This window comes from Pseudorhodoferax soli, assembly GCF_003337555.1.
GTDB classification, from domain to species: domain Bacteria; phylum Pseudomonadota; class Gammaproteobacteria; order Burkholderiales; family Burkholderiaceae_C; genus Pseudorhodoferax; species Pseudorhodoferax soli.
In genome coordinates this window covers 333991-345480 of the sequence record NZ_QPJK01000004.1, presented here as the reverse complement: position 1 = coordinate 345480, position 11490 = coordinate 333991, and the positions used below count along the sequence as shown (strand labels likewise).

The window sequence follows — 11490 nt, the reverse complement described above, 5'->3', positions numbered from 1 at the left end:
GCCGGAGACAATGGCGGCATGACGCTGACGGAACTCAAGTACATCGTGGCCGTTGCCCGCGAGAAGCACTTCGGCAAGGCCGCCGAAGCCTGCTTCGTCTCGCAGCCCACGCTGTCGGTGGCCATCAAGAAGCTCGAGGAGGAGCTGGACCTCAAGCTGTTCGAACGCAGCGCCAACGAGGTCACGGTCACGCCGCTGGGCGACGAAATCGTGCGCCAGGCGCAGAGCGTGCTGGAGCAGGCGGCCAACATCAAGGAGATCGCCAAGCGCGGCAAGGACCCGCTGGCCGGCCCGCTCAAGCTCGGCGTGATCTACACCATCGCGCCCTACCTGCTGCCCGACCTGGTGCGCCAGGCCATCGCGCGCACGCCGCAGATGCCGCTCATGCTTCAGGAGAACTTCACGGTCAAGCTGCTGGAGTCGGTGCGCACGGGCGAACTCGATTGCGCCATCATGGCCGAGCCCTTCCCCGACGCCGGCCTGGCGATCGCGCCGCTTTACGACGAGCCCTTCGTTGCCGTGGTGCCCACCAGCCACCCGCTGGCCACGCAAGACCACATCACCTCGGCCCAGCTCAAGAGCGAGACCATGCTGCTGCTGGGCAACGGGCACTGTTTCCGCGACCACGTGCTGGAGGTCTGCCCCGAGTTCGCGCGTTTTTCCAGCGACGCCGAGGGCATCCGCCGCAGCTTCGAGGGCTCCTCGCTGGAGACCATCAAGCACATGGTGGCGGCGGGCATGGGCGTGACCCTGGTGCCGCGCCTGGGCGTGCCCAGCGAGGCGCTGGAGCGCAAGGGCAAGCGCAGGCGCGCCGACGAGCCCTATGTGAAGTACCTGCCCTTCGATGGCGACCCGCCCACGCGCCGCGTGGTGCTGGCCTGGCGCCGCAGCTTCACGCGTTACGAGGCCATCGCCGCGCTGCGCAACGCCATCTACGCCTGCGAGCTGCCGGGCGTCAAGCGCCTGTCCTGACGCAAGGCTATCGCCGGCATAGCCCGACTGGGGGTTGCCGCGAAACGCCCGCATGTTAAAAAACCACCCTTTGCCTCAACAGGAGCACGACATGGCCAAGAAGAAGTCCGGCACCACCCAGCTCATCGCACTGCCCACCGGCGGCGCGCCGGCGATCAACATCGGCATCAACGACAAGGACCGCGAGGCCATCGCCAAGGGCCTGTCGCGCCTGCTGGCCGACACCTACACGCTGTACCTGACCACGCACAACTTCCACTGGAACGTGACCGGCCCCATGTTCAACACGCTGCACGCGATGTTCATGGGCCAGTACACCGAACTGTGGAACGCGGTGGACCCAGTGGCCGAGCGCATCCGCTCGCTGGGCCACAAGGCACCGGGCTCGTACGCCCAGTTCGGCGCGCTGACCAGCCTGGCCGACGCGCCGACCGAGCCGCCGGCGGCGCTCGAGATGGTGCGCATCCTGGTCAAGGGCCACGAGGCCGTGGCGCGCACCGCGCGCGAGCTGTTCCCGGTGGCCGACAAGGCCAGCGACGAGCCCACGGCCGACCTGCTGACCCAGCGCCTGACCGTGCACGAGCAGACCGCCTGGATGCTGCGCTCGCTGCTCGAGGAGTAATTGGCGGCGACCCTGCCAGCGCCCTCCAGCCCGGGGCGGCTGGCGCTGTACCTGGACTTGATCCGCTGGAACCGTCCGGCGGGCTGGCTGTTGCTGCTGTGGCCCTCGCTGGGTGCGCTGTGGATCGCAGCGGGCGGATTCCCGGGCTGGCACCTGCTTGCCGTGTTCGTGCTGGGCACCGTCCTCATGCGCAGCGCCGGTTGCTGCGTCAACGACGTGGCCGACCGCGACTTCGACCGCCACGTCAAGCGCACCGCCCAGCGGCCCGTGACCAGCGGGCGCATCTCGCCGCGCGAGGCCTTGCTGTTCGGCGCAGGGCTGGCGCTGGCGGCCTTCGGCCTGGTGCTGACGACCAACCTGGCCACCATCGCCTGGTCGTTCGCGGCGCTGGCCGTCACGCTCATCTACCCGTTCGCCAAGCGCTACGTGTCCATGCCGCAGGCCGTTCTGGGCGTGGCCTTCAGCTTCGGCATTCCGATGGCGTTCTCGGCCGTGCGCGGCGGGCCGCCGTGGGAGTTGGCCACAGGCGGCGCGTTCAGCCTGTCCGCTGCCTGGGCCAGCGTGCCGCCGTTGGCCTGGCTGCTGCTGCTGGGCAACCTGTTCTGGGTGATCGCCTACGACACCGAGTACGCCATGGTCGACCGCGACGACGACCTCAAGATCGGCATGAAGACCTCGGCCATCACGCTGGGCCGCTTCGACGTGGCGGGCGTGCTGGCGAGCTATGCGCTGTTCCTGGCGATCTGGACGCTGGCGCTGCGGTCGCTGGTGCCGGGCTGGCTGTTCTACGCCGGCATCGTGGCCGCTGCGGCGCAGGTGCTGTGGCATGCCACGCTGATCAAGGGCCGCACGCGCGAAGGCTGCTTCAAGGCCTTCCGGCTCAACCACTGGCTGGGGTTCGCGGTGTTCGCCGGCATCGTGGCCGGCTACACCTTCGCCTGATCAGGCCTTGCCGAACTCGTCGCCCAGTTCCCTGGCGCGTTGTTCGGCCGCCTGCATCGCACGCTCGAACGCCGGGCCCACGCCGGCATCCTGCATCGAAGTGATCGCCGCATAGGTGGTGCCGCCCTTGGAGGTCACACGCTGGCGCAAGGTCGCCAATGGCTCGTCCGAGCGGCGCGCCAGTTCGGCCGCGCCGGCGAAGGTGCCGATGGCCAACTGCTGGGCCTGTGCGGCCGACAGGCCCATGGCGCTGCCGGCCTGCACCATGGCTTCGAGGAAATAGAACACGTAGGCCGGGCCCGAGCCCGACAGCGCAGTTACGGCATCGAGCTGCGCTTCCTGCTCGACCCACAGCGCCGCGCCCGTCGTGGCGACGACCTGCTCGACCTGGGCGCGGTCGGCCGCGCTGACGGCGTCGCGCGCGAACAATCCCGTCATGCCCAGTCCCACCAGCGCCGGCGTGTTGGGCATGGCGCGCACGATGCGTTCGCTGCCCAACCACCGCGCGATGCTGTCGCTGCGGATGCCGGCTGCCACGCTCAGGTGCAGCGCGCCGGCGGCGTGCGCACGCACAGGCGCGGCGGCTTCGGCGAACACCTGGGGCTTGACGGCCCAGACCACGAGGCCGGCGTCGGCCAGCGCCGGGCCGGCGTGCTCCAGCGCCTGTACGCCGTGGTCGGCCAGCAGTTTGGCCCGGGTCTCGGCGAAGGGCTCGACCACGCGCACGCGCGCAGCCGGCAGGCCCTGGCGGACCAGGCCGCCGATGATGGCGCTGGCCATGTTGCCGCCGCCGATGAAGGCGATCGTGGTGTCGAAGGTGGTGGGCATCACAAGGGTTCCGTCAAGGCGAAGGCCACGAACTGCGTGACCTGGCCGGGGTTGAAGTTGTCGTCGCTGAGCAGCACCAGCGTGCGCTGCGCGGGCCGGTCGGCGGTGGCCGGCAGCACGGGGCCCCAGGCCAGCGATTCGGTATTGTCCAGCCGCGAAAGACCGGAACCGAGCCAGGCCGACAGGTCGGCCACCAGTGTCTTGGCCAGCGGCCGGAAGCGCCCCGGCACGAGTGTGTCGACGGCCAGCGTGTCGTCGCCGCTGGCCAGATCGACGCGGAACAGGCGCAGCGTGTTGCCCATGCCCACGGCGTAGGCGCGCTCGAGGACCAGCATGCGGCCGGCGTCCAGCATCAGCACTTCCGACACACCGTTGTCTGCGAACACGCCGGGCACCCGGGGCGCCTGGGGGATGGGCTCGGGGATGTAGGCGCGCTGGCCGAGTGCGCGGCCGCTGGCCAAGTCGAACAGCGTGAAGCGGCACGGTCCGCCGGGTTGGCCCACGGTGGGTTCGGGCCCGTCCTGCAGTAGCGCGTTCTCCATCGCCACCCAGGCCTGGCCGCCGTCGCTTGTCAGCGCCAGGCCTTCGAGGCCGAGGTTGTGGCGTGGGCCGCGCCGGCCCGCAGGGTCCACCGCGAAGTGCGGCGGCAGCGTGAAGCTGCGCAACAGCCGGCCGTCGCGCGCGGATTCGTGCAGGGACGGTGCCGTGCCATGGCGCACGTCGCCCTCGGTGGACCACAGCAGCGTGCCGGCACCGGGCCGCCAGCGGATGGCCTCGGCATCCGGCTGCGGCGGCGCGGCCAGGCGCGTCACGTCCAGTAGCTCTGGGGTGCCCAGCCGCTCGGCCGACAGCGGCAGGCGCAGCGTGTAGAAGCGCGCACCGCGCGGGTCGTCGCTGACGGCCACCCACAGGTCTTGCGCCGGGTCGTAGTCCAGGCCCGAGAGGCCGCCGACGGTGGTCTCGCGAAAGCGCAGACGGTGGGGCAGGGTGGCCTCGCCGATCAGGCGCAGGCCGGGGGGGCGGAGGGGGCCGGGGGTGACCGCGTGGCTGCAGGCACCCAGCGCCAGGCTGGCGCTGGTACCGAGCAGCAGTTGGCGGCGTCGCGGGCTGAAGGCGCTGGAAGGTCTGGCGGGCGGCATCGGCCCGCGAGTCTACGCGGCCGTGGCCTGGCGCACGGCGTGTTCCCAGGCCTGCATGCGCTCGGCCGCCTGGGCGCGCGACAGGGTCGGCAGGAAGCGCCTCTCCACGCGCCACAGGCTGGCCAGTTCGTCGCGGCCGGCGAACACGCCGGTGGCCAGGCCGGCCAGGTAGGCCGCCCCGAGCGCCGTGGTCTCGGTCACGGCCGGGCGCAGCACGGGGATGCCGAGCAGGTCGGCCTGGAATTGCATGAGCATGTCGTTGACGGCGGCCCCGCCATCCACCCGCAACTCGGCCAGCGGCGGCGCACCGGCCGCCACGGCGTCACGGCTCATGGCTTCGAGCAGGGCCGCGCTCTGGTAGGCGATGCTCTCCAGCGACGCACGCGCGATGTGGGCCAGCGTGCTGCCGCGAGAGAGCCCGGTGATGGTGCCGCGCGCGTCGGGCTTCCAATAGGGCGCGCCCAGGCCCGTGAAGGCGGGCACCACCATCACGCCGCCGGCATCGGGCACGGTCTGCGCCAAGGCCTGCACCTCGCCGCTGCTCTGGATGGCCCGCAGGCCGTCGCGCAGCCATTGCACGACGGCGCCGCCCACGAACACGCCGCCTTCCAGCGCGTATTCGGGCGTGGCGTCGGTCTGCGCCGCGCTGGTGGTGATGAGGCCGTTGCGCGAATGCAGGAACGACGTGCCGGTGTTCATGAGCATGAAGCAGCCCGTGCCGTAGGTGTTCTTGGCGAGCCCGGGCGTGAAGCAGGCCTGGCCGAACAGCGCGGCCTGCTGGTCGCCCGCGATGCCGGCGATCGGCACGGCGTGGCCGAGCAGGGCGGTGTCGGCCTCACCGAACAGCGCGCTGGAGGGACGCACCTCGGGCAGCAGCGCGGCGGGGATGTTCAGCAGCGCCAGCAGTTCGTCGTCCCAGGCGTTGCGGTGCACGTCGAACAGCATGGTGCGCGCGGCATTGCTCACATCGGTGGCGTGCACGCGGCCGCCGGTCAGCTGCCAGACCAGCCAGCTGTCCACGGTGCCGAAGGCCAGTTCGCCGGCCTCGGCCTGGGCCCGCACGCCGGGCACGTTGTCGAGCAGCCAGCGCAGCTTGGTGGCCGAGAAGTAGGCGTCGATCAGCAGGCCGGTGCGCTCACGCACGAATTCGGCCTTGCCCTGGGCACGCAGTTCGGCGCACAGCGGCTCGCTGCGCCGGTCCTGCCAGACGATGGCGTGGTGCACGGGCTGGCCGGTCTTGCGGTTCCACAGCACCGTGGTCTCGCGCTGGTTGGTGATGCCCAGCGCGCGCACCTCGCGTGCCGCGAGGCCTGCCTTGGCCAGGGCCTCGCGCGCCGTGGCGAGCTGCGTGCTCCAGATCAGCAGCGGGTCGTGCTCGACCCAGCCGGGCTGCGGGTAGATCTGCGGCAGCTCCTGCTGTGCGCTGGCCACGACCTGGCCGCGCGCGTCGAACACGATGCTGCGCGAACTGGAGGTGCCCTGGTCCAGGGCGAGCAGGTAGGTCATCGATGGTCTCCGTTCAGTTCTTCATGGGGCGGCGCGTGCCATCCGATCGCGTGCCTATGTTGCGCTCTGGCCGAGGCCACCGGGTAGCCTTCTCCGCGAATGTCCCCCGGTCCGCGCTGGGCGCGTCCCTCCTCCTTTATTTCGCTGCGAAGGCCACCCGATGCCCTCGACCTTGGAAGCCTCGCGTCGTGCGGGCTGTTCCGGCGCGGCACTGCCAGACCACGTCGATGGCGTGCTCTGCGCAGCGAAATAAAGGAGGAGCCCCGGGCCGCCTGCGGCCCTGGGCGGGGGACATTCGCGGAGCAGGGTACGCCGTCGGCGCGGTCCCGCGCACGAATCGCCTCACGACACAAGCGTGCATCAACCCGCCACATGGCAGCGCACCTGTGCCTTGTCCAGCAAGGCCGGAAACGGCTCTGGCACCGGCGCGTCGGTGAACAGCCGGTCGATGCCCGACAGCCGCGCCACCTCGACCATGGCCGGTCGGTTGAACTTGCTGTGGTCGGCGGCCAGCCAGACCTCGCGGGCGTGGGCCATGATGGCCTGCGAGACCTTGACCTCGCGGTAGTCGTAGTCGCGCAGCGTGCCGTCGGCCTCGATGCCTGAGATGCCGACCAGCGCGATGTCGACCTTGAACTGGCGGATGAAGTCGATCGCGGCCTCGCCGACCACGCCGCGGTCGCGCCCGCGCAGCACGCCGCCGGCCACGATCACCTCGCACTGCGGATTGGCCGACAGGGTCAGCGCCACGTTCAGGTTGTTGGTGATCACGCGCAGCCCGGTGTGGCGCAGCAGCGCCTGGGCGATGGCCTCGGTGGTGGTGCCGATGTTGAGGATCAGCGAGCAGTCGTTGGGCACCTCGCGCGCCACGGCCTGGGCGATGCGCGCCTTGCCCTCGGCATGCAGGGTCGTGCGCTGCTGGTGCGCGATGTTCTCGGTGGTGGAACTGGGCACGCGCACGCCACCGTGGAAGCGCGTCAGCAGGCCCTCGTCGGCCAGGCGCTGCACGTCGCGGCGCACGGTCTGCAGCGTCACGCCCAGCGTGCTGGCCAGTTCGTCCAGCATCGCCGAGCCCTGGGCCTGCACGGCCTGCAGCAGCAGCATCTGGCGCGGATTCGGACTCATGGAAGGGGTGGAGGCGTGCAAGCGGGCATGGACGGTGGGCACTTTAAAGCGAACAAAAAGGAAAGCTCTCGAGGGTTTGCACCGAGTAAATCGCAAAGCATGCGAACAATAATTCTCAAAATCGAACACGCAGGGCGGAATTACTTCACGCTTTGCACAGGAGACGCGCCGCATGCAGTTGTCGCTGGAGCAGATCAGCAAGAAGGTCGGGCCCGAGACCTGGCTGCATGCCATGAGCCTGGCGCCGCAGCCTGGCGCAGTGACCGTGCTGCTGGGCGCCACGCAGGCCGGCAAGACCAGCCTGATGCGCATCATGGCCGGACTGGACATGCCCAGCCATGGCACCGTGCGGGTCGACGGTGCCGACGTGACGGGCCGGCCCGTGCGCGAGCGCAACGTGGCCATGGTCTACCAGCAGTTCATCAACTATCCCTCGATGACGGTGCGGGGCAACATCGCCTCGCCGCTCAAGCTGCGCGGCGCGCCCGACACCGCCGCGCGCGTGCAGGCGCTGGCCGCCAAGCTGCACATCGAGATGTTCCTGGACCGCTACCCGGCCGAGCTGTCGGGTGGCCAGCAGCAGCGCGTGGCGTTGGCGCGCGCGCTGGCCAAGGCCGCGCCGCTGATGCTGCTGGACGAGCCGCTCGTGAACCTCGACTACAAGCTGCGCGAGGAGTTGCGCGACGAACTGGGCGCGCTGTTCGCGGCCGGCGACTCCACCGTCATCTACGCCACCACCGAGCCCGGCGAGGCGCTGCTGCTGGGCGGCTACACCGCCGTGCTCGATGCCGGCGAACTGTTGCAGTACGGGCCGACGGCCGAGGTCTTCCACCGCCCGCAATCGCTGCGCGTGGCGCGTGCGTTCAGCGACCCGCCGATGAACCTGGTGGCGGGCACGGCCACGGCCGGCGGCGTGCAGCTGCAGGGCGGCCCGGTGCTGGCGCTGGAGGGCGCGACCGTGCCCGCAGGTGTGCTGACGGTCGGTGTGCGCGCCAACGCGCTGCGCCTGCAGCCGCAGCCGGGCGATGTGGCCTTGCCGGGCCGCGTCGAGTTGGCCGAAATCTCCGGCTCCGACACCTTCGTGCACGTGGAAACGCCGGTGGGTGAACTGGTGGCCCAGCTCACGGGTGTGCACGCCTTCGAACTTGGCACGGCGCTGACGCTGCACCTGAGCCCGGCGCAGGCCTACCTGTTCGATGCGCAGGGCGCACTGCTGCGCGCACCGGCGCGGCGCGAGGGCGTGCGCTGATGGCCCGCATCGCGCTCGACCTAGCGCACGCCTACCGCGCCGACCCGCAGCAGGACAGCGACTACGCGCTGCTGCCGCTGCAGATGGTGTTCGAGGACGGTGGCGCCTATGCCCTGCTCGGCCCCTCGGGCTGCGGCAAGACGACCATGCTCAACATCATCTCGGGCCTGCTCCAGCCCTCGCAGGGCACGGTGCTGTTCGACGGGCGCGACATGACACGCGCCACGCCGCAGCAGCGCAACATCGCCCAGGTGTTCCAGTTCCCGGTGGTCTACGACACCATGACGGTGGCCGAGAACCTGGCCTTCCCGCTGCGCAACCGCAACGTGCCGCAGGCGCAGATCGACCAGCGCGTGGGCCAGATCGCCGAGATGCTGGAGATGAGCGGCCAGCTGCAGCAGCGCGCGGCCAACCTGTCGGCCGATGCCAAGCAGAAGATCTCGCTGGGCCGCGGCCTGGTGCGCCCAGACGTGTCGGCCGTGCTGTTCGACGAGCCGCTGACGGTGATCGATCCGCACCTGAAATGGCAGCTGCGGCGCAAGCTCAAGCAGATCCACCGCGAGCTCAAGCTCACGCTGATCTATGTCACGCACGACCAGGTCGAGGCGCTGACGTTCGCCGAGCAGGTGGTGGTCATGACACGCGGGCGCGCCGTGCAGACCGGGTCGGCCGCCGCGCTGTTCGAGCGGCCGCGCCACACCTTCGTCGGCAACTTCATCGGCTCGCCGGGCATGAACTTCCTGCCGGCCGAGGCGGTGGGCGGCGTGCTGCGGATCGCCGGCCGTGCGCTGCCGCTGCCGCCGGGTTTGCCCAGCGGCGCCTTGAAGCTGGGTGTGCGGCCCGAGTACCTGCGGCTGGCCGCGGCCGAAGCCGCCGGCGCGCTGCCGTTCACGGCCGACAAGCTGCAGGACCTGGGCACGCACGTGATGCTCACGGCCAGCGCAGGCGGCGCCACGGGCCAGGTCGTCAAGGCCAGGCTCGGCCCCGATGCTGTGCTGCCCCAGGTGGGCGCGCCTGTCTGGCTGCAGGTATTGGGCACGCACACCTGCTTCTACCGCGACGAGGAACTTGTGGAGGTCGGAACATGACCATCAAGCCCGTGAACCAGAAGGCCTGGCTGCTCGTGCTGCCGGTGCTGGTCTGCGTCGCGTTCTCCGCCATCGTGCCGCTGATGACGGTGGTGAACTACTCGGTGCAGGACATCATCTCGCCCGAGCGCCGCGTGTTCGTCGGCACGGAGTGGTTCGCCGCGGTCATGCGCGACGAGGAGCTCCACGGCGCGCTGGCGCGCCAGCTGGGCTTCTCGCTGGCCGTGCTGCTGGTGGAGTTGCCGCTGGGCGTGCTGCTGGCGCTGTCCATGCCGGCCACGGGCTGGAAGGCGTCGGCCGTGCTGGTGATCGTCTCGCTGTCGTTGCTGATCCCGTGGAACGTGGTCGGCACGATCTGGCAGATCTTCGGGCGGGCCGACATCGGCCTCATGGGCGCGGCGCTGCAAGGCCTGGGCATCGACTACAGCTACACCGGCAACGCCACGCACGCCTGGTTCACCGTGCTGCTGATGGACGTGTGGCACTGGACGCCGCTGGTGGCGCTGCTGGGCTATGCAGGGCTGCGCTCCATCCCCGACGCCTATTACCAGGCCGCGCGCATCGACGGCGCCAGCAAGTTCGCGGTGTTCCGCTACATCCAGCTGCCCAAGATGCGCGGCGTGCTGATGATCGCGGTGCTGCTGCGCTTCATGGACAGCTTCATGATCTACACCGAGCCCTTCGTGCTGACCGGCGGCGGGCCCGGCAACGCGACCACCTTTCTCTCCCAGTACCTCACGCAGAAGGCCGTGGGCCAGTTCGACCTCGGGCCCGCGGCGGCCTTCTCGCTGATCTACTTCCTCATCATCCTGCTGCTGTGCTTCATGCTCTACAACTGGATGCAGCGCGTGGGCACCGAGGAGAAGGAGGAGCCCCATGCCTGAACGCAAGTTCCAGAAGAGGACGCTGTTCCTCTGGGCCTACCTGGTCTTCGCGCTGGTGCCCATCTACTGGATGGTGAACATGTCGTTCAAGACGAACGCGGAAATCCTGTCCAGCTTCTCGCTGGTGCCGCGCGAGTTCACCTGGGCGAATTACCGCACCATCCTGACCGATCCGTCCTGGTACGGCGGCTACATCAACAGCCTGATCTACGTGGGCATCAACACGGTGATCTCGCTGGTGGTCGCGCTGCCGGCGGCCTACGCGTTCTCGCGCTACAGCTTCCTGGGCGACAAGCATGTGTTCTTCTGGCTGCTGACCAACCGCATGACGCCGCCGGCGGTGTTCCTGCTGCCGTTCTTCCAGCTCTACACCACGGTGGGCCTCATGGACACGCACCTGGCCGTGGCGCTGGCGCACCTGCTGTTCAACGTGCCGCTGGCGGTGTGGATCCTGGAAGGCTTCATGAGCGGCATCCCGCGCGAGATCGACGAGACGGCCTACATCGACGGCTACACCTTCCCGCGCTTCTTCATGACCATCTTCCTGCCGCTGATCAAGGCCGGTGTGGGCGTCGCAGCCTTCTTCTGCTTCATGTTCAGCTGGGTCGAACTGCTGCTGGCGCGCACGCTGACCAGCGTGAACGCCAAGCCCATCGTGGCGACGATGACGCGCACCGTGAGCGCGTCCGGCATGGACTGGGCAACGCTGGCCGCGGCCGGGGTGCTGACCATCGTGCCGGGGGCCATCGTGATCTGGTTCGTGCGCAACTACATCGCAAAAGGTTTTGCGATGGGGAGAGTCTGATGTTCGAGTGGATGGCCTGGACGCTGCCGGTCGCGGTGTTCTTCTGTTGCATCGTGGCGATGCTGGCGGGCATGACGCTGTGGGAGCTCAAGTCGCCGACCACGCTGCGGCGCGGCTTCCTGCCGATCGCCACCACGCGCGGCGATCGGCTGTTCATCGGCCTGCTGTCTGCCGCCTATGTGAACCTGGCCTTCGTCGGCCTCTCGGGCAAGTTGGCCGAGTGGTTCGGCCTGGAGGCCGAGCCGTCGGTCTGGTTCAGCTTCGTCGCGTCCATGCTGCTGCTGGCACTGGTGATGCGCAAGGGTTGAGGTTTCGAAGATTCGGCTTGCT

12 protein-coding genes are annotated in these 11490 nt (G+C 69.6%); 8 read left to right on the top strand and 4 right to left on the bottom strand.

What is annotated here, in order from left to right; all coding sequences use genetic code 11:
- Positions 1-18: 18 nt before the first annotated feature.
- The 3 genes from DES41_RS16350 (at position 19) to ubiA (ending at position 2536) form a co-directional block, all read left to right on the top strand.
- Complete coding sequence (locus DES41_RS16350) at positions 19-972, top strand: hydrogen peroxide-inducible genes activator (protein ID WP_114468715.1); 954 nt, start codon at positions 19-21, stop codon at positions 970-972.
- Between the two features lie 91 nt (positions 973-1063).
- Positions 1064-1594 (top strand): Dps family protein, encoded by a 531-nt coding sequence (locus DES41_RS16345; protein WP_114468714.1) that lies wholly within the window; start codon positions 1064-1066, stop codon positions 1592-1594.
- A complete protein-coding gene (gene ubiA, locus DES41_RS16340) occupies positions 1595-2536 on the top strand; it encodes a 4-hydroxybenzoate octaprenyltransferase (RefSeq protein ID WP_114468713.1) in 942 nt (313 codons plus the stop codon).
- Here the strand turns inward: ubiA and proC are convergent, their stop codons facing one another.
- The 4 genes from proC to DES41_RS16320 all read right to left on the bottom strand — a co-directional run bounded on the left by proC (position 2537) and on the right by DES41_RS16320 (position 7134).
- Positions 2537-3364: a pyrroline-5-carboxylate reductase gene (gene proC, locus DES41_RS16335; protein ID WP_114468712.1), complete on the bottom strand. Its 828-nt coding sequence runs from the start codon at positions 3362-3364 to the stop codon at positions 2537-2539.
- Positions 3364-4503, bottom strand: coding sequence for an esterase-like activity of phytase family protein (locus DES41_RS16330; RefSeq protein WP_114468711.1), 1140 nt, complete (start codon positions 4501-4503; stop codon positions 3364-3366). Before DES41_RS16330 ends, proC begins: the two co-directional genes overlap by 1 nt.
- A 12-nt stretch (positions 4504-4515) precedes the next feature.
- Entirely contained in the window at positions 4516-6009 is a 1494-nt protein-coding gene (gene glpK / locus DES41_RS16325; protein WP_114468710.1) for a glycerol kinase GlpK, read from the bottom strand.
- Positions 6010-6369: 360 nt separating this feature from the next.
- A complete protein-coding gene (locus DES41_RS16320) occupies positions 6370-7134 on the bottom strand; it encodes a DeoR/GlpR family DNA-binding transcription regulator (RefSeq protein ID WP_114468709.1) in 765 nt (254 codons plus the stop codon).
- Positions 7135-7306: 172 nt separating this feature from the next.
- Here DES41_RS16320 and DES41_RS16315 point away from each other — a divergent pair, with 172 nt between their 5' ends.
- The 5 genes from DES41_RS16315 to DES41_RS16295 are packed head-to-tail and all read left to right on the top strand — an operon-like array spanning position 7307 to position 11468.
- A complete protein-coding gene (locus tag DES41_RS16315; RefSeq protein ID WP_114468708.1) occupies positions 7307-8383 on the top strand; it encodes an ABC transporter ATP-binding protein in 1077 nt (358 codons plus the stop codon).
- Positions 8383-9471, top strand: coding sequence for an ABC transporter ATP-binding protein (locus DES41_RS16310; RefSeq protein WP_114468707.1), 1089 nt, complete (start codon positions 8383-8385; stop codon positions 9469-9471). The genes DES41_RS16315 and DES41_RS16310 overlap by 1 nt, the downstream gene beginning before the upstream one ends.
- On the top strand, positions 9468-10355 hold the full coding sequence (locus tag DES41_RS16305) for a carbohydrate ABC transporter permease (RefSeq protein WP_114468706.1): 888 nt from the start codon (positions 9468-9470) through the stop codon (positions 10353-10355). Before DES41_RS16310 ends, DES41_RS16305 begins: the two co-directional genes overlap by 4 nt.
- The gene (locus DES41_RS16300; RefSeq protein WP_114468705.1) at positions 10348-11160 is read left to right on the top strand and encodes a carbohydrate ABC transporter permease; all 813 of its coding nucleotides are present in this window, start codon (positions 10348-10350) and stop codon (positions 11158-11160) included. The genes DES41_RS16305 and DES41_RS16300 overlap by 8 nt, the downstream gene beginning before the upstream one ends.
- Positions 11160-11468, top strand: coding sequence for a DUF2160 domain-containing protein (locus DES41_RS16295; protein WP_114468704.1), 309 nt, complete (start codon positions 11160-11162; stop codon positions 11466-11468). Before DES41_RS16300 ends, DES41_RS16295 begins: the two co-directional genes overlap by 1 nt.
- The last annotated feature ends 22 nt before the right edge of the window (positions 11469-11490 follow it).